This is a genomic window from Gulosibacter sediminis (genome assembly GCF_014904065.1).
GTDB lineage: Bacteria > Actinomycetota > Actinomycetes > Actinomycetales > Microbacteriaceae > Gulosibacter > Gulosibacter sediminis.
Genome location: NZ_JACXJG010000006.1, coordinates 12,462 through 29,533, shown reverse-complemented (window position 1 = coordinate 29,533; position 17,072 = coordinate 12,462). Strand labels below are relative to the sequence as shown.

The following is a 17,072-nucleotide window of genomic DNA, read 5'->3' as shown; positions in this document are numbered from 1 at the left end:
TCACGATTCTGTGGAGGGCTCTTCATCCACAGGTGGCGCCATGAGCAGGGGGAAGCTCAGGCGGAATGTGGCACCGCCACCGGGAGTCTCGACCACGTCGACCGTGCCCTCGTGCGTCTGTAGGATCGCCGACACGATGGCGAGGCCGAGGCCTGTGCCGCCGGTGTCGCGCGTACGCGAGGTGTCGGCGCGCCAGAATCGCTGGAAGATCTGCGCTCGGCTCTGTTCGGGGATGCCGTCGCCGTGGTCGATTATCTCGACGATGGCGCGCTCGCGGGTCACGTCGATGACGACCCCGAGCTCGATGGGCGTGCCCTCGGGAGTGTAACGCAGGGCGTTGCCGACGATGTTCTGGATGGCCTGGCGCACCTTGTCGCTGTTGCCATAGATCATGGCGGGCACGTCGTCGTCCGACGCGAACTCTTCGCCGCCCTCGAGCGGTTCGCTTGCTGTCTCGGCGGTCGCGTCGGGCTGCTCGCTCGGGCCCCCCGGCGAGGAGCGTCGTCGCAGGCGTAGAACGCGGGCCAGGCGGCCACGCGTGGTGCCCTTGACGGGTTCGGGTGCATCGGTGTCGGGCTCGGGTTCGGTGGGGGCATCCGTCTCGACCGGCAGGTCGGTGAACGCCGTCTCCTCGGGCCGGTACGGGTGATCCTCATCAGCGACGAGCACCGTCGGATGCACGCGGATGGTGCGGTCGGGCGCCTGCGCGCGGGTGTCCATCGCCGCATCCTCGACGAGCGGCTCGAGGTCGAGCACATCCTTCGCCATCTCGCGGTTCTCGTCGAGTCGCGCGAGCTGCAGCAGGTCTTCCACCAGGCCGCCCATGCGCTTTGCCTCGCCCTCGATGCGGTCCATTGCCTGGCCGACCTTGGTCGGCTCGTCGAGCGCGCCCATGCGGTAGNGCTCGGCGTAGCCGCGCACGGTGACCAGTGGCGTGCGCAGCTCGTGCGAGGCATCGCCGACAAACCGGCGCATCTGGCTGATCGTCCTATCTCGCTCATTCAGCGCCGAGTCGATCTGCCCGAGCATCGAGTTCAGCGAGCGCGAGAGCCGGCCCACCTCGGTGTTCGGGGTGGCCTCGGGCAGGCGCTGGTCGTAGTCACCGGCCGCGAAGTTCATGGCGGTTGACTCGACCTTACGCAGCGGCCGCAGTGTCGCTGAGACGAGCATGCGGGTGAGCACGGCCGCGAAGATGAGCACCGAGAGGCCGAAGCCGAAGAAGATGGCGAGGAAGCTCGCCATCGTCGCGTTGACGCTCGACATCGGCATCGCGACGATGAGTGTGCCGAACACCTGGTTCGAGTTGTATTGGTCTTCCGGAACCACCACCGCGCGCCAGGGCGCGCCGAGCCCATCCTTCAGCTCGTAGATCGCGAAGCCAGCGCCGCTATTGCTGTCGAACTTGAGCTCCATGGTCGACAGGTCGGGCGCCACTGAACGCGGCTGCCACTCCCAGTTGTCGACCATGACCTGGCCCGAGTCATCGACGACCGCGACGTAGTACGGCTGCGGCGCCGTGCGGATGTTCTCGAAACCGAACTCGCCCGTGCTCGCGTCGCCGCCGAGCACGAGCGTCGGGTCGGCGGCGATCGAACGTAGGCTCGCGTCGAGCTGCCCCACGAGCGTGGGTCGCAGCAGCAACGTGGTGCCGCTGCCCGCAATCACCAGAGAGAGGGCGAGCAGCACCACGTTGACGATCGTGAGCTGGTTTCGGAGGGAAAACTGATCCCACCGCGAGGGGCCGGAGGTCAAACGAGTTACGCCTTGACCCCGGGAACCTTGAGCATGTAGCCGAAGCCACGCTTCGTCTGAATCAGCGACTCCGACGTGTGCGCGTCGAGCTTGCGGCGCAGGTACGAGATGTAGGACTCGACGATGCCCGCGTCACCGTTGAAGTCGTACTCCCACACGTGGTCGAGGATCTGCGACTTCGACAGCACTCGGTTCGGGTTGAGCATGAGGTAGCGCAGCAGCTTGAACTCGGTGGGGGAGAGGTCCACCGGCTCGTCGTTGATGAACACCTCGTGCGTGTCCTGGTCCATCGTGAGGTCGCCGACTCGAATGACGGCCTCCTCTTCGGTGTGCATCGTGCGGCGAAGAATAGCCTTGATGCGGGCGACGATCTCGTCGAGGCTAAAGGGTTTGGTGACGTAGTCGTCGCCGCCCGAGTTGAGGCCTTCGATCTTGTCGTCGGTGTCGTCCTTGGCAGTGAGGAAGAGGATCGGCGACACGTACCCAGAGGCACGAAGGCGCTTGGTCACGGCGAAGCCGGACATGTCGGGCAGCATGACGTCGAGCACGATCAGGTCGGGCTCCTCGTCAATGACGGCCGCAATCGCGCCCGCGCCGTTGCCTACCGTGCGCACCATGAACCCTGCAAAGCGAAGGCTCGTCGAGAGCAGCTCGCGAATGTTCGGCTCGTCGTCTACCACCAGGATTTTTGGTCCAGCATCAGTCATGCAGCTATTTTGGCGCGAGCTTGCTGAATGCCGTCTGATGCGCGGTTATGCGGAAGTTATGTGTCGATATCTTGGAGCGCATGGCTCGTTATCTGCACGGACACGCACCCTCGGTGCTCGCATCGCACACCGTTCGCACCGCTGAGAATTCCTGCGGTTATCTGCTGCCACATTTGCGGGAGGGGATGCGCGTGCTCGACGTCGGCTGCGGCCCAGCGACCATCACGCTCGACCTCGCCGCGCTGGTCGGACCGAGCGGACAGGTGACGGGCCTCGAACTGTTCGAGGAGACGCTCGAGCTCGGGCGAACTGAGGCCTCGAGGCGTGGCGACGACCGCACTCGCTTCGAGGCGGCCGACGTCATGGCGCTGCCCTATGACGACGGCAGCTTCGACGTCGTGCACGCCCACCAGGTGCTCCAGCACCTCACCGATCCGGTCGCCGCGCTCCGCGAGATGTGGCGCGTGCTCGCCCCCGGAGGCGTCCTCGCCGCGCGCGACGCCGACTACGCCGAGATGTCGTGGTACCCGCAGCCGCGCGAGCTCGACCGGTGGCGCGAGCTCTACCTCGCGGTCGCGCATGCGAACGAGGCGACGCCGGATGCGGCGCGTCACCTGCGCGCGTGGGCGCGGGCCGCGGCGCTCGAGAACATCAAGCTCGGCGCCTCGACCTGGACGTACGCCGACGAGGAGACCTGCGCGTGGTGGGGCAAGCTCTGGCAGAAGCGGGCGCTCACGTCGCGCTTCACCGAGGAGGTGCTCGAGCGCGAGCTTGCGGGCCAAGATGAGCTTGAGGCCATCTCGCACGCGTGGCAGGCGTGGGGCAGTGACCCCGACGCCATGTTCATCATGACGCACGGGGAACTGCTCGCCTTCCGTCAGGCGAACTAGCCGGCCGCGACCTAGCGCTTCGGCGACCAGCCGAGCGCTGGGCCGACGCGCGTCGCGAGCTGCTCGAGCATCTGCTTCCAGTCGGCGAGCTCCATCTCGAACGGCAGCTCGAACAGGAGGTCGTCGGCCGCCTGAATCGCGGCGTCGTTCGCGACGAACTCGAGAATGTCGTCGAGCGAGCCGAGCACATCCTTCGCGATGATCGTATTGCGGCCGACGATGCCCTCGGTGCGCGGGTTGCGGCCCTCGGCGTACGCGCGGTATTTCTCGACCTGCGCATCCGTCGCCCCGTCGGTGGGCACGATGACGCGGGCGACCGTGACACGCGAGCCGCCAGCGTCGCGATAGGCGTCGATCTGGTTGCGCTGCGCTGCGGAGAAGTTGGTGACGCCGTTCTCGGACGAGGAGATGTTGCTCACGAGCCAGTTCAGGCCCGCCTCGCCCGCCCACGCGGCCGACTTCAGCGAGCCGCCGCCGTACCAGAGCCGCTCCGCGAGCCCCTCGGAGTGCGGCTCGACGCGCTCCGAGTCAAAGTCGCCGCCGAAGCCCGAGTACGCCTCGAGCTCGCGCACCGGCTCGCCGCGCAGCAACGACCGGAGCCGCTCGATGCGGCCGTAGCCGTAGTCTTCCTCGCGCCAACCGGTGTCGAAGACGAGGTCGTTCGTCGCCTCCTCGTAGCGGGGCGGGTGCACGCTGAGACCGGGCAACACGCGGCCGCCGGTGAGCACATCCGCCGTCGCGAGGTCCTCCGCGAGCCGGAACGGGTTCTCGAACTCGACCGGAATCACGGCGTTGCCGAGCCCGAGGTGCGTTGTTTCACGCGCGAGGGCGCCGAAGAGCACCGCGGGCGAGGGCACGCCGTACTGCATGTGGCGCGTGCGCAGCCAGCCCGAGTCGAGGCCGAGCTCGTCGGCGAAGCGGAACAGGTCGATCGCATCCTCGAACCCGGCGCGCGGGGCGTCGCGTGCAAAGGGGACGAGGTGGATGAATCCGAGGTGGGTGAACGCCATGATGCTCCTAGCTTGCGGTGATGTCGTCCGCGTCGAGGATGGAGTAGGAATACCCCTGCTCGGCAAGGAAACGCTGTCGGTTCTGCGCGAAGTCCTGGTCAACAGTGTCGCGCGCCACCACGGTGTAGAACGACGCGGTGACGCCCGATGACGACGGGCGCAGGAGGCGACCGAGGCGCTGGGCCTCCTCCTGTCGCGAACCGTACGAGCCTGAGATTTGTACCGCCACCGAGGCATCCGGCAGATCGACCGAGAAGTTGGCGACCTTGGATACGACGAGGATCGGCTCAGCACCTGAGCGGAAGGCGTTGAACAGCTCCTCGCGCTCGGCGACCGGTGTCTGGCCGGTCACCTTCGGTGCGTGGAGCTCCTCGGCGATCGCGTCGAGCTGGTCGAGATACTGGCCGATGATCAGGATGCGCTCGCCCGCGTGCTTTTGCACGAGCCGGCGGGCGACATCGTGCTTCACCTCGGCGCTCGCCGCGATGCGGTAGCGGTCTTCGTCGCTCGCGCCGGCGTACTCCATGCGGGCCTCGTAGGGTAGGTCGACGCGCACCTCGAAGCACTCGGCGGGCGAGATGTACCCCTGCGCCTCGATCTCTTTCCAGGGCGCGTCGAAGCGCTTCGGGCCAATGAGTGAGAACACGTCGCCCTCGCGGCCGTCCTCGCGCACGAGGGTCGCGGTAAGGCCGAGGCGGCGGCGCGCCTGCAGCTCGGCCGTGAGCTTGAACACAGGGGCCGGGAGCAGGTGTACCTCGTCGTAGACGATGAGGCCCCAATCGAGCGCGTTGAGCAGCGACAGGTGCGCGTACTGGCCCTTCCGCTTCGCGGTGAGGATCTGATAGGTGGCGATCGTGACCGGCTTGACCTCTTTCACCTCGCCCGAGTACTCGCCGATCTCGTCCTCGGTGAGTGAGGTGCGGGCGAGCAGCTCGCTGCGCCACTGGCGCGCCGAGACGGTGTTCGTCACGAGAATCAGGGTGTTCGTGTCGGCCGCCGCCATCGCGCCGGCGCCGACGATGGTCTTGCCCGCGCCGCAGGGGAGCACGACGACGCCCGAGCCACCGGTGAAGAAGTGGTCGACCGCGTCGCGCTGGTAGTCACGCAGGCTCCAGCCGTCCTCATTGAGGTCGATCTCGTGGGGCGTGCCCGGCGTGTAGCCCGCGAGGTCTTCTGCCGGCCAGCCGAGCTTGACGAGCTGCTGCTTGAGCTCGCCGCGTGCCCAGTCCTCGACCCGCATCACGCCCGGCGCGAGCTCGCCGTGCAGCAGTGGCGCGATCTTCTTGTTTGACGAGACCTGCCGCAGCACCGATTCGTCGTTGCTGCGCAGCACGAGCCCACCGTCATCGTCACGGTCGACCGTGAGGCGGCCGTAGCGGTTCACGGTCTCGCGGAGGTCGATCGCGACGGCGTCGGGCACCGGGAACTTCGCGTACCGGTTCAGCGTGCCGAGCATCTCGTCGGCGTCGTGACCGGCCGCCCGAGCGTTCCAGAGGCCGAGCCGCGTAATTCGATACGTGTGGATGTGCTCGGGGGCCCGCTCGAGTTCGGCAAACACCGCGAGTTCGTGACGAGCCGCATCCGCGTCTGGGTGCGCGACTTCGAGCAGCACCGTGCGGTCGCTTTGAACGATGAGGGGTCCGTCAGCCATAACCTGCAAGTTTAGTCGCGTTCGGCGACCCGGGTGCCCTCGACCGCGACGATCGCGCGAAGCGGAACCGTGCGCTCGACCTCGGCTTCGGTATCGCGGGCCCGCAGCCGCTGCTCGGTGACCGAAATCGGCACGAGTTCGAGCTGCGCGGTTCGATCGCCGCCGAGCGCGATCTCGAGGCGGAGCTCAGCCCGATCGCGGCGCGCCAGCTCGAGCCGCCGGCGCAGCCAGGTCGCCTCGTCGTCGCGCTCGGGTTCGCCCGCGGTGTGTTCGGCGAGGGCGGCCGCGGCGGCGCGCAGGGTCGCGCTCGGGTCCGGCCGGTATACGGGGGCCGTGACCGGGTCGACGCCGCGACGCAGTTCGCCGTCGAGATCCTCGAGCGCCGCCGGGTAGCGCGCCTCGATGAGCGTGAGCAGCGTGGTTTCGGGGCTCGCGGCCGAGGCGAGCTCAGAGTCGGCCGGGCGCAGGGCGAGCGAACTCAGCGCGGTGTCGATGCGCAGGGTATCGAGCAGCTGCGGCGACTCGGCGCGCACTCGCGAGCTGATGCGGCCCAGATCGTCAACGTGCGCACGCACGCGCACCCGGCCGAAGCGTTCGGCGCTCGACTCGAGCAGGTAGGCGACCGGCTGCGGGATGCCCGTGAGCGAGAGTCGCTCGAGCTGCCCGCGGATGCCGGCGAGCGTGTCGCCAGCGAGCAGGGCTCGCTCGATCGAGGCCTGGGTCAGCCGAAACTGGCTCGCGAGGGCGCGGTGTTCGAGGTCGGCGACCCCGCGCAAAGCGGCATCGTCGGCGGCGCTGAGCGGGCCCGGCGCGATGATGGTTTGGTCGGGCTGCACGTAGACGCCGTGCACTGGCGGCGTGAGTTCGCCGGCGAGGAGGTCTCGGGCGTCGTCCGCGCGCCCGTCGAGCACGAGCGCGCCGAGCTTCGTGAGTGAGCCGTGTGCGGCGTCGGCGAGGCCGAGCGCAACCGCCGGATGCTCGGGGTCGCGCAGCCAAGTCGCCTCGCGCACCTCGTCGAGCGAGAGTTCGGCCAGCCACGCCTGCGCGAGCGTCAGCCACCGCTGCTCGATCGGGCGAGAGGAGAATTCGCGGCCGGATGCGGTGGGCGCCCAGATCTCACCGGCGGGACCAATGAGCTCGGCGTGGGCGAGCCAGGCGTACACGGCGGAAACGACCTCGACCGGGCGCTCGAGCTCGACGGCGAGACGCCGCAGCTCGATCGCGCTAAGCCGAACGCCGGTGCGCGCGTGCTGCACGGCTCGGCGGCGCGCATCCAATTGCCAGAGCGCGTCGAGCGCAAGTTGGGCGCCCTCCTGGGCGCGGTCACTGCCGCTGGGGGCGTCGTGCGCGAGCGCGTCGGTGTAAGTGGGCACTTCGGGCAGCAGGCGCTCGAGTTCGGCTCGTGCGTGCGGCAACAGCTCGATGTGGTCGCCGCGCACCGCGAGCTGTAGCCGGGCGGCGGCCTCGAGGGCACTCTCGTGCCCGAGTCGCAGTCCGCGCAGCAGCCGCCAGTGCAGGCGGCGAAGACCGCTCGTGACATTCGCGTCGTCGCAGAGCCACTCGGCAAGGTCGATCGGGTCGGTCAGCCCGCGCGTCGGCACCCGCCGTGCGCGCAGCAAACGGACAAACCCCGACTCATCAAGCTGTCGGAGTGCAGCGAGAATTCGTAGCGAGTCGGGGACTTGAGTCACTTGTACCTGCGGTTCGCGATGATGCGCCAGACGATCACCGCGGTGACGCCGATGAGGGCGATGGGGAAGCCCCACCAGGCGACGAGCAACGCCACGGGCCAGAACCACGTCGCGTCGGTTGCGAAATCGACGCCCATCAGCGGGGCGATGAGCACGGCGAGGAGGCAGATGAATGCCACGATCGCGAGCGTCGCGGTGGCGTTGGCGAGAACGCGCTCGCCGCGACCCACCGGAGCCTGGTTCTGGGACTTGGTCACCGAACAAGCCTAAGCCACCGCGGGCGTCGGTAGAATAGGGGTTCGTTCGATTCGACGCAGCCGCGACTGCGCTGCACAAGGAGATGTGCCATGCCAACGGGCAAGGTCAAGTTTTATGACGCCGACAAGGGCTTTGGGTTCGTGCAGGGCGACGACGGACAGGAAGTCTTCCTCCACGTCACCGCGCTGCCCGCCGACGTGACGCAGTTGCGGGCCGGCACCAAGCTCGAGTACGGCATCGCGGACGGTCGTCGGGGCCCGCAGGCCCTGTCGGTGCGTGTTGTGGAGGCGCCCGCGTCGGTGACGCGCATGAAGCGCAAGTCGGCCGATGACATGGCGATCGTGGTCGAAGACCTCATCAAGGTGCTCGACCGCTCGGCCGGGCAACTGCGCCACGGCAAATACCCTGAGGGCGCGACCGGCGCCAAGATTGCGGCCATGCTGCGCCGCGTTGCGGATGACTTCGATGCCTGACGCGCTGACCCAGCTCGCGCTCGTCGCGCTAGGTGAGGTCGCACCCGCCGAGCAGATTGGCGAGCTCATTTCGATGAGCGAGCCCAACGAGGAGGGCGTACGCACGCTTCGCTTCGCTTCGGCCGTGCCCGGCCACCCGGACTGGTTTTGGACCGTCTGGACGACGCAGGTCGACGACGACGAGCCCACGGTGCTCGAGTGCGACCTGCTGCCCGGTGAGGATGCCCTGCTCGCGCCCGCGTGGATTCCGTGGGCCGAGCGTCTGGCCGAGTTCCGCGCGACGCACGACCGCAGCGGCAAGCTCGTTGACGAGGACGACGGCGAGGATCTCGATGACGAGGGCGAAGAACCCGAACCCGGGGCCGCCGACGCCGACGCCGAGTCGGAAGAGCTCCGCAGCTCGCGCGGCAAGTCCTCGGCGCGGACACAGCGCCGCACTCGGCGTCGCCGTCGCCGCCGGAGTTCCTAGCTAGAGGCGCTCGGCGACGTAATCGATCGCGGCGGCGAGGCGCTCAACATCGGAGGTCGGCACGGATGCAAACGTGCCGACTCGAAGCTGGTTGCGGCCCAGCTTGCGGTACGGGTCGATGTCGACGACGCCGTTCTCGCGCAGAATCGCGCGGAGCTGTGCGCTGTCGACCTCGGGCGCGAGGTCGAGTGTCGCGACGACCTGCGAGCGGTACTCGGGCCGCTGCACGAACGGGGTGACCCAGTCGCGCCCTTCGGCCCAGGTGTAGATGTAGTCGCTCGAGGCCTTCGTACGCGCCGACAAGGCGGGCAGTCCGCCGAACTCAAGCATCCAGCGCAGCTGCGAGTCGAGCAGCGAGAGCGTCGCGACCGCAGGCGTGTTCAGCGTCTGCTCCTTGCGCGAGTTCGCCACGGCCTGCGTCAGGCTCAACGACTCGGGGATGTACCGCCCGGATGCGCCAACGCGGTCGATGCGCTCGATCGCGGCCGGGCTCATCAGGGCGAACCAGAGGCCGCCGTCGCTGCCGAAGTTCTTCTGCGGGGCGAAGTAGTAGACGTCCCATTCGGCGGGCGAGGTTTCGGTGCCGCCGGCGGAGCTCGTCGCGTCGATCATCGTGAGTGCGCCCGGCGCATCGACCCGCTTCGGGGTGATCATCGCGCCCGTCGACGTCTCGTTGTGGGGCGTCGCATAGAGGTCGATGCCCTCGGCAGCCTCGAGCAGCGCGACCTCGCCGCCCGGCGCTTGCCGAACATCCGGCGCTTGCAGCCAAGGTGCCGCTGCCGCCTTCGCGAACTTGCCGCCGAACTCGCCGAACGATGCGACCTGTGCGCGCGTTTCGATCAGCCCGAATGCCGCCGCGTCCCAAAACGCCGTCGACCCGCCGTTACCGAGTACGACCTCGTAACCGTCGGGCAGGGCGTAGAGCTCGGCGAGCTGTGCGCGCACCGATGCCACCAACTGTTTCACCGGCGCCTGGCGGTGCGAGGTGCCGAGCACGTCGCGGCCGCGGGCCACGAGTTCGTCGAGCTGCGCTTCGCGGATCCTCGAGGGGCCCGAGCCGAAACGGCCGTCTGCGGGCAGAAGATCGACGGGGATGCGCATGTCTGTCATGACAATAAGACTACGTGCGGCGTGAGCCTGCGCATCGCATCAGGGCAGAGCCGATATATTTGAATAACGTGCCTTGCGAACAGCGGAAGGGGGTGCATGGTGTCGAACCTGGTGGACACAACGGAGATGTACCTCCGAACGATTCTTGACCTCGAAGAAGAGGACATCACGCCGCTGCGTGCCCGAATTTCGGAGCGACTGGGACACTCGGGGCCAACGGTGTCGCAGACGATTGCGCGCATGGAGCGCGATGGCCTCGTTGAAGTAGCCGCAGACCGACGACTCGTGCTCACCACGACGGGTCGGGAAAAAGCGATTCGGGTGCTGCGCAAGCACCGCATCGCCGAGTCGCTGCTGGCGAACGTGATCGGCCTCGACCTCGCCATCGTGCACGACGAGGCCTGTCGGTGGGAGCACGTCATGAGTGACGAGGCCGAGGAACGCATCTACAAGCTGCTGGGGGAGCCGACCGAGTCACCGTACGGCACGCCGATCCCTTCGGAGGTCGACTGCGGGCTGCAGCCCGACGTGGAGTTTTTTCGAGGCGTAGCCTCGCTCGACCAGGCCGAGATCTCTTCGGGCGATGTTGCCGAGGTGCGCCGCCTCGGCGAGCCACTCCAGGCCGATCTCGAGTCGATGCGGATGTTCCGGGAGCAGGGCGTGCTGCCTGGCAGCCGGGTCGTGGTCGAGTATCTCGGCGACGACATTCGTCTCTCGCCGGTGGGAGGGTCGACGAAGGTCGACGTGCCGATCCAGCTCGCTCGCCACGTCTATATCACGGCCGAGTAGACGCGCCGTTATAATTGAAAAGTGGCTCTGACCAGGGAAACGTTATCTAAAGTATCCAAATTCGGTACATTACCGTGACATTTTCGTGATCTTTCGTTACCGTTGGTGTATCGACGAACGCACTCGCGTTCACGATGTACCGAGGCACCGCGAACCCGCCCCCTCAGTACTTCTCACCTAGATCTCGGTGGGCGGGGGAGNCCGCGGTGCGGAGGGTCGAAACTTTGCAGAACACCACCCCCACTGGCGCACTTACTCGTCGGGAAGCCCGCGAGATCGAGCGCCGCACTGGCGTCCGGCCCGTCGCGTCGACGACCGTCTCCCCGTGCCCCAGCACGTCGAACGTGTGGGACACCGGTCGCATCGATCGCAATGAAATGGCCGCGCTGCTCTCGGTGATCCCCACCGAGCTTGCTGCCGAGGCTGAGACTGCGGCCGTGTCGAGCCGTAATGGACGCGGGCTCACCGTTCGTGCCGAGCGCCCCGCCGCCCTCGTCGCCCGCGGTCGCCGCCGCACTGCCGGCGGATTCGCTGCCGCCGCATCCATCACCGCGCTCGCTGCCGTCGGTCTTACCTCGGTCGTTGGCCAGGGTGCCGTCGTGGCCGACAGCTCGAACCACGAAGCCGACCTGCTGGCCCGCGTTGGTGCCAATGAGGCCCTCAAGCAGTCCGACGGCACCGTGAAGTCGGACGACACTGAAAAGGACACCACTGCCGAATCGAGCAATCCTGCCGCTGAGTCGAGCGAGCTGACCGAGATCGAGGCGTTTGACGCCGGTTCAGTGTCGTCCGCCGCCGCGGCCACCGAGGTCGAGGAGCCCGAGGCCTCGGTCACCGAAGTGAGCGCCGAAGGCTCCAGCGAGACCGCGACCGATGACACCACGGCCGCCGCCGACTCGAGTGCCACCGCATCCGCGAGCACCTCGGGCAGCTCGGTCATGTCGATCGCCGAGCAGTACATGGGCACTCCCTATGTCTGGGGCGGCACCACGCCGTCGGGCTTCGATTGCGCAGGCTTCGTCGCCTGGGTGCTCAACGAGTCGGGCTACAGCGCTACGACCTCGATCGCGCAGCTCGCGTCGATGGGCACCGTGACGACCGATCCGCAGCCTGGCGACCTCGTGATCTACGACGGGCACATCGGCTTCTACGCCGGCCCGAACTCGATGCTGCACGCTCCGTACGCAGGCGATGTCGTCCGCTACGGCACCATTGACTGGGGCTCGCACTACTTCGTGCACCTCGGTTAAATCGGGCTCCGTGACAAATCTCGTTATCTTTTTGTGAGATTTCTGTCACATGGGCGTGACATTCCCGTGATCTTTCGTTACGCTCATTTTTGTCGACGAACACGACCGTGTTCAGGTCATACCGAGGCACCGCCAACCCGCCCCCTCGGTACACTCACCAAAGTCTCGGTGGGCGGGGAAANCCGCGGTGCGGAGGGTCGAAATTGGACAACACCACTCAGAATGGCGCAACGCTCACCCGCCGTCAGGCACGTGAGATCGAGCGCCGTACCGGCGTCCGCCCCGTGGCAAATGCCGAGCCCGGCTCGTCGTTCCACCGCGAGGACACCGGTCGCATCGAGCGCAACGAGATGACCGCGCTCATCTCGGTGCTGCCGACCGAACTCATTAACCAGCTCAGCGAGCCGGCTGCCGAGGCCGAGGCGCCCCGCGGCCTCACGGTCCGCGCCGCCCGCCCTGCAGCGCTCATCGCGCAGCGTCGCCGTCGTACCGCGGGTGGCTTCGCCGCCGCGGCCTCGGTGACCGCCCTTGCTGCCGTTGGTCTCACCACGGTTGCTGGTCAGGGTGCCGTTGTCGCTGACACGCAGCACCAGGCCGACCTCCTCTCGGCCGTAAACTCGCAGGTCACCGGCGCAACCGCCGACGCCGCGACCCAGGCTGCCGAAGACAAGAAGGCCGAAGAGGCCGCCGCGCAGGAGCAGTCGGCTCCCGCTGCCGAGTCGACCGAGGCAACCGAGATCGAGTCGTTCGACTCGGCAACCGTCGCTTCGGCGGCCGTGGCCGTGCCGACCGAAGAGCCCGAAGAGACCACGACTGCCGCCGACACGAGCTCGAGTTCGACTGAGGCCTCGTCGTCCGACAGCACCGGCAGCAGCAGCTCCGCGTCGACTCCGGCTCCCGCCCCCGCGACCGGCAACGTGCAGCAGGTCATGCTGAGCTACCTCCAGTCGATGCTTGGTTCGTACGGCATGGACTGCACCGACTACGTGCAGAACGCGCTCGCCGCGGCCGGCCTCACGACCGCTCGCCTCGACGGCGGCTACGACTACGGTGTTGGCGACTTCACGCAGTTCGGCACGCAGATCGACCCGAGCCAGGCGCAGGCCGGCGACATCATGATCAAGTACGGCTACCACGTCTCGGTCTACGCCGGTGGCGGCCAGGCCTACCACGGTGGCTGGAACGGCGCGAAGAACGACAACGTCCTCACCTCGTACCAGGGCGACCCGTACTTCTACGACGTCATCATCCGCGTCAACGGCTAGTACCGGTATCGCATGCGGGCGGGCAGCACTCTTCGAGTGGTGCCCGCCCGTTTGCGTTTTCGCCCCAGCGCGCAGTCGAGGTGTCGAACGCGTGAACTCTGCGTGACGAGCTCGCGCGTCGCCGAGGCAAGATCGGCAACTCCGGCCCGTTGGGCAGTAGCATCTTCCACAGATCACCCCGGTGACTCGAGTCCGAAAGGAGCAGTCATGACCTTGCAACGTCGTCAGGTCAGGCCGCAGGCGCGCGCCTGCTCCGGTTTCGAGCGCCATTTCCACCATGGAATAATCGCGCCTGCGTCTAGTTATGGCACTGCCTTGTGGCAGTGCCATTTTTTGTCTGCATTCCAGGAGCAAGCATGCGAACTCTCGTTTTGAACGCCGGGTACGAACCAATCGCCGTGGTCTCAGACCGCCGCGCGCTCGTGCTGGTGCTGGGTGGTAAAGCCGCCCTGCTCGAGGCCGACGATACAGTGCCGCTACGTTCCACGAACCAGGAGTTCTCCCGGCCGCGGGTGATCCTGCTCAAGCGCTACGTGCGCATCCCCATGGCGCGACGGATGCCCGTGTCACGCAAGGGCGTACTACGTCGCGACGACAACAGTTGCGCCTACTGCGGTCGCTTCGCGAACACGATCGACCACGTGCAGCCGCGCTCACGTGGGGGCCGCGACTCGTGGGAGAACCTCGTAGCGTGCTGCCTGCGTTGCAATAACGTCAAGGGAGACCGTACGCCCGAGGAGATGGGCTGGCAGCTACTGTGTCGCCCGGCGGCGCCACTGAGCCACGGCTGGCACGTGCGCGGGGTCGACCGGGACTCCTCGGAGGAGTGGGCCCCGTACCTCGCGGCTTAGCGGTCGCGGTGGCGCGCGCCGTGGGGGAGCGACCCCGCGGTCGCGCGCTCGACGAGCTCGACGTCGCGGGCGGCGGCGCGGAAGTCGTCCATGCGTGCTTCGAGCAGCGCGCGGAGCTTCACGAGCATGACTTGCTCGGCCTGCGGCCCGAACACGGGGAGTCGGTGACGGAAGGTCGTCTTCCAGGTCACTCGGGTGCCACCGTCAGTCGGGGCGAAGTGCCAGCCCTCACCGTAGCTCTCGAGCCACCACGGCCCCTTGACGAGCCGCGTGCTCGAGAGCTGGCCGGGCATCCAGTGGTCGTACTCCTGGATCAATCGCAGCCCATCGTCGAGCCGCACGAACACCTGCGCGCCGCTGCCGAGTCTCGTCGCATCGCGCAGCAGAAGCTGCTTGACGACACGCGTGTCCCACGCCGTGCGGTCGGGACCGAGCGTGTGCGCGAGCGCGAACGCTTCTTCGGGAGTGAGTGGAACGGTGGCCGTGACTTCGTACGACTGCGACATGCCCCCAGTCTACGAAGCGGCCTGCACGGGCCACCCCTCGGAGGGCTGGATCACGACAAATCCCTGGCCGTGGAAAGCCAACTGGAACGCCTCGCCGCTGCCGCGGCCGATGAGCGAGCCCATCTTGAAGTCATTCTTCAGCGTCGGCTGGAGGTTGGCCGACCACGCGACGGTGGCCTGCGGATCGGTGAACACCGGACCCTGGCTTGCGTCGAGCACGAAGGGTGTGCCGTCAGACGTCAGCGCAACCGTACCGCTGCCGCCGATCTCGAGATTGAACAGGCCGCCGGCGAGCAAGCCAGCGTTGCCGAGCATCCGCGGCTCGTACTGAAGGGTGTCGTCAAACGCGAGCAGGTGGTCGGTGTTGAGGGTGATGCCCTCGTTCTCGACCTCCATCATGAAGACCTGCTGGGCGCGGTTCGCGAACCATGCCTCGCCCTGGCCGGTCACGTGCATGAGGCCCTTGCCCTCGCCCGTGAACTGCTTCTTGAAGAACTGGCCCACCGACTTGGAGCCCTGGTGGGCGAAGTCGAGCCCGCCGCGGTAAGCAACCATGACGCCCTTGCGCGCTATCACACCGGGGCCGAAGCCCGTGCGTAGCAGTCGGCTGCTCTCGAGCACCCAACGGTCGGTCGACGGGTCGCGAAAGTTGTCCTTGTCAAAGATTGGGCTGCGCATGGTGTATTCCTTTCGTTCTGCAGCAAGTTATACACGCGTTGACCAGGTGCGCTCACTGCTTGCCCGCCGGTGCACCCCTTGCGGTGGAGGCGGATTACTCCAGGGGGCGGACATAGGCTGGCCAAACACCATCAACGTCGATGAAACGAGGGTCCATGTTCTCTACTGCTGACGAACTCATTGCCGCGCTGCAGCCCGCAAGCGGCGGTCGAGACGTTATCGATCCGAGCACCGGTGAGGCATTCACACAGGTGCCCGTTGCCGCGTCGGAAGACCTCGATGCGGCGATCGACCGTGCCGAAGCCGCGCAGAAGTCGTGGGCCAAGCTGTCCCATGCCGAGCGCAGCGACTACCTGAACAAGGCGGCGGATGCGATCGAGGCGTCGAGCGAGGCACTCGCCGTGCTCCTGTCGCGCGAGCAGGGCAAGCCGCTCAACGGCCCAAACGCCCGCTTCGAGGTCGGCGCGTGCGTGAGCTGGCTGCGCGCGACCGCGGCCTTTGAGCTTGAGCCCGAGGTCGTCATGGAGGACGACACGCAGCGTGCCGAGCTCCACTACGACCCGATCGGCGTCGTCGCCGCGATCAACCCGTGGAACTGGCCGATGATGATCGCCATCTGGCAGTTCGCGCCGTCGCTGCGCATGGGCAACACGGTTGTCTCGAAACCCGCAAGCTCGACCACGCTGTCGGTCCTCGCGCTTGCGAAGGTCATGAACGAGGCGCTGCCCGAGGACGTGCTCATCGTCGTGCCGGCGAACAGCAAGGTCGGCGCGGCGCTCACGGGCCACCCGAAGATCGGTAAGGTCATGTTTACCGGTTCGACCGAGGTCGGCCGCATCATCGCGCGCGACGCCGCCGAGAACATCGCCCGGGTCACCCTCGAGCTCGGCGGCAACGACGCGGGCATCGTGCTGCCCGATGTTGATGCCAAGGCAATCGCAGAGGACCTCTTCTGGGGCGCGTTCATCAACACCGGCCAGACCTGTGCTGCACTGAAGCGCCTCTACGTTCCGGCCGAGATCTACGACGACGTCGTTGAGGCGCTCGTCGAGGTCGCGAAGAACATGCCGATGGGTAACGGCCTCGACGAGCAGAACGTGCTCGGCCCGCTGCAGAACCAGGGCCAGTACGAGGTCGTGGACCGCCTCGTCAACGCAGCCCGCGACGGCGGCGCGACGATCAACGTCGGCGGCGACCCGGATGCGTCGGCTCCCGGCTATTTCTACCCGACCACGATCGTGTCGAACATCAGCAACGACAACCCGCTCGTGGCCGAAGAGCAGTTCGGCCCGGCCCTGCCGATCATCAAGTACGACTCGCTCGACCAGGCGATCGAGTGGGCGAACAGCCTCGAGGTTGGCCTCGGCTCGAGCGTGTGGAGCTCCGACACGGCGAAGGCCGTCGAGGTCGCCCGCCAGCTCGAGGCCGGCACGACGTGGATCAACGCGCACGGCGCGATCGACCCGCGCATCCCGTTCGGCGGCGCGAAGGCGTCGGGCTACGGCCTCGAGTTCGGCACCGCCGGTCTCAAGGCGCTCGGCCAGCCGCACGTCATCACGATCCCCAAGGCGTAATCGCCGTCACGAACAAACCGCGGCCCCACTCGTTTGAGTGGGGCCGCGGTTTCGCTGTGTGCCCTCGGCGGGAATCGAACCCGCGCGCACCCTTTAGGAGAGGGATGCTCTATCCACTGAGCTACGAAGGCGCACTGCAATCGTAGCG

Annotated in this window: 17 protein-coding genes and 1 tRNA gene; 8 read left to right on the top strand and 10 right to left on the bottom strand. The window is 67.3% G+C overall.

The genetic code is table 11. From position 1 onward, the window contains the following. Positions 1–1,170 (bottom strand): sensor histidine kinase, encoded by a 1,170-nt coding sequence (locus tag ID132_RS03500; RefSeq protein WP_459562427.1) that lies wholly within the window; start codon positions 1,168–1,170, stop codon positions 1–3. A gap of 587 nt (positions 1,171–1,757) precedes the next feature. Next, a complete protein-coding gene (locus tag ID132_RS03495; RefSeq protein WP_125106428.1) occupies positions 1,758–2,459 on the bottom strand; it encodes a response regulator transcription factor in 702 nt (233 codons plus the stop codon). Positions 2,460–2,539: 80 nt separating this feature from the next. On the opposite strand from ID132_RS03495, the gene ID132_RS03490 reads away from it, so the two are divergent. Further along, complete coding sequence (locus tag ID132_RS03490) at positions 2,540–3,349, top strand: class I SAM-dependent methyltransferase (protein WP_125106427.1); 810 nt, start codon at positions 2,540–2,542, stop codon at positions 3,347–3,349. 11 nt (positions 3,350–3,360) lie between these two features. Here ID132_RS03490 and ID132_RS03485 read toward each other — a convergent pair whose 3' ends face one another. The 4 genes from ID132_RS03485 to ID132_RS03470 form a co-directional block, all read right to left on the bottom strand. Then, positions 3,361–4,359 (bottom strand): LLM class flavin-dependent oxidoreductase, encoded by a 999-nt coding sequence (locus ID132_RS03485; protein WP_125106426.1) that lies wholly within the window; start codon positions 4,357–4,359, stop codon positions 3,361–3,363. 7 nt (positions 4,360–4,366) lie between these two features. Beyond that, entirely contained in the window at positions 4,367–6,010 is a 1,644-nt protein-coding gene (locus ID132_RS03480; protein ID WP_125106425.1) for a DNA repair helicase XPB, read from the bottom strand. Positions 6,011–6,021: 11 nt separating this feature from the next. Continuing rightward, complete coding sequence (locus ID132_RS03475; protein ID WP_164509716.1) at positions 6,022–7,629, bottom strand: helicase-associated domain-containing protein; 1,608 nt, start codon at positions 7,627–7,629, stop codon at positions 6,022–6,024. 68 nt (positions 7,630–7,697) lie between these two features. Next, positions 7,698–7,958, bottom strand: coding sequence for a hypothetical protein (locus tag ID132_RS03470; RefSeq protein WP_164509715.1), 261 nt, complete (start codon positions 7,956–7,958; stop codon positions 7,698–7,700). Positions 7,959–8,048: 90 nt separating this feature from the next. Between ID132_RS03470 and ID132_RS03465 the strand changes: the two genes are divergently transcribed. Both ID132_RS03465 and ID132_RS03460 read left to right on the top strand, forming a co-directional pair. Further along, on the top strand, positions 8,049–8,432 hold the full coding sequence (locus tag ID132_RS03465; protein WP_125106423.1) for a cold-shock protein: 384 nt from the start codon (positions 8,049–8,051) through the stop codon (positions 8,430–8,432). After that, positions 8,425–8,901 (top strand): DUF3027 domain-containing protein, encoded by a 477-nt coding sequence (locus ID132_RS03460; RefSeq protein ID WP_235988276.1) that lies wholly within the window; start codon positions 8,425–8,427, stop codon positions 8,899–8,901. Before ID132_RS03465 ends, ID132_RS03460 begins: the two co-directional genes overlap by 8 nt. Here the strand turns inward: ID132_RS03460 and serC are convergent, their stop codons facing one another. Continuing rightward, on the bottom strand, positions 8,902–10,011 hold the full coding sequence (gene serC, locus ID132_RS03455) for a phosphoserine transaminase (protein WP_125106421.1): 1,110 nt from the start codon (positions 10,009–10,011) through the stop codon (positions 8,902–8,904). A gap of 99 nt (positions 10,012–10,110) precedes the next feature. Between serC and ID132_RS03450 the strand changes: the two genes are divergently transcribed. The 4 genes from ID132_RS03450 (at position 10,111) to ID132_RS03435 (ending at position 14,166) form a co-directional block, all read left to right on the top strand. Then, entirely contained in the window at positions 10,111–10,800 is a 690-nt protein-coding gene (locus ID132_RS03450) for a metal-dependent transcriptional regulator (protein ID WP_125107402.1), read from the top strand. Between the two features lie 224 nt (positions 10,801–11,024). Continuing rightward, complete coding sequence (locus ID132_RS03445; RefSeq protein WP_125106420.1) at positions 11,025–12,050, top strand: C40 family peptidase; 1,026 nt, start codon at positions 11,025–11,027, stop codon at positions 12,048–12,050. Between the two features lie 203 nt (positions 12,051–12,253). Further along, on the top strand, positions 12,254–13,315 hold the full coding sequence (locus ID132_RS03440) for an NlpC/P60 family protein (RefSeq protein WP_125106419.1): 1,062 nt from the start codon (positions 12,254–12,256) through the stop codon (positions 13,313–13,315). Positions 13,316–13,671: 356 nt separating this feature from the next. Next, positions 13,672–14,166: an HNH endonuclease gene (locus ID132_RS03435; protein WP_125106418.1), complete on the top strand. Its 495-nt coding sequence runs from the start codon at positions 13,672–13,674 to the stop codon at positions 14,164–14,166. Here the strand turns inward: ID132_RS03435 and ID132_RS03430 are convergent. Then, the gene (locus ID132_RS03430; RefSeq protein ID WP_125106417.1) at positions 14,163–14,672 is read right to left on the bottom strand and encodes an SRPBCC family protein; all 510 of its coding nucleotides are present in this window, start codon (positions 14,670–14,672) and stop codon (positions 14,163–14,165) included. The two genes, ID132_RS03435 and ID132_RS03430, sit on opposite strands and share 4 nt — an antisense overlap. A 9-nt stretch (positions 14,673–14,681) precedes the next feature. Then, complete coding sequence (locus ID132_RS03425) at positions 14,682–15,350, bottom strand: AIM24 family protein (RefSeq protein WP_193127859.1); 669 nt, start codon at positions 15,348–15,350, stop codon at positions 14,682–14,684. 155 nt (positions 15,351–15,505) lie between these two features. On the opposite strand from ID132_RS03425, the gene ID132_RS03420 reads away from it, so the two are divergent. Then, positions 15,506–16,924: an aldehyde dehydrogenase family protein gene (locus ID132_RS03420; protein WP_125106415.1), complete on the top strand. Its 1,419-nt coding sequence runs from the start codon at positions 15,506–15,508 to the stop codon at positions 16,922–16,924. Between the two features lie 59 nt (positions 16,925–16,983). On the opposite strand, the gene ID132_RS03415 is transcribed toward ID132_RS03420, so the two are convergent. Then, positions 16,984–17,055, bottom strand: a tRNA-Arg gene (locus ID132_RS03415). Between the last annotated feature and the right edge of the window lie 17 nt (positions 17,056–17,072).

What these genes read in the sequence shown, in the direction of transcription:
- ID132_RS03495 (WP_125106428.1), bottom strand. Translation starts at nt 2,459, where the DNA reads ATGACTGATGCTGGACCAAAAATCCTGGTGGTAGACGACGAGCCGAAC.
- ID132_RS03490 (WP_125106427.1), top strand. Translation starts at nt 2,540, where the DNA reads ATGGCTCGTTATCTGCACGGACACGCACCCTCGGTGCTCGCATCGCAC.
- ID132_RS03485 (WP_125106426.1), bottom strand. Translation starts at nt 4,359, where the DNA reads ATGGCGTTCACCCACCTCGGATTCATCCACCTCGTCCCCTTTGCACGC.
- ID132_RS03480 (WP_125106425.1), bottom strand. Translation starts at nt 6,010, where the DNA reads ATGGCTGACGGACCCCTCATCGTTCAAAGCGACCGCACGGTGCTGCTC.
- ID132_RS03465 (WP_125106423.1), top strand. Translation starts at nt 8,049, where the DNA reads ATGCCAACGGGCAAGGTCAAGTTTTATGACGCCGACAAGGGCTTTGGG.
- ID132_RS03460 (WP_235988276.1), top strand. Translation starts at nt 8,425, where the DNA reads ATGCCTGACGCGCTGACCCAGCTCGCGCTCGTCGCGCTAGGTGAGGTC.
- serC (WP_125106421.1), bottom strand. Translation starts at nt 10,011, where the DNA reads ATGACAGACATGCGCATCCCCGTCGATCTTCTGCCCGCAGACGGCCGT.
- ID132_RS03435 (WP_125106418.1), top strand. Translation starts at nt 13,672, where the DNA reads ATGCGAACTCTCGTTTTGAACGCCGGGTACGAACCAATCGCCGTGGTC.
- ID132_RS03430 (WP_125106417.1), bottom strand. Translation starts at nt 14,672, where the DNA reads ATGTCGCAGTCGTACGAAGTCACGGCCACCGTTCCACTCACTCCCGAA.
- ID132_RS03425 (WP_193127859.1), bottom strand. Translation starts at nt 15,350, where the DNA reads ATGCGCAGCCCAATCTTTGACAAGGACAACTTTCGCGACCCGTCGACC.
- ID132_RS03420 (WP_125106415.1), top strand. Translation starts at nt 15,506, where the DNA reads ATGTTCTCTACTGCTGACGAACTCATTGCCGCGCTGCAGCCCGCAAGC.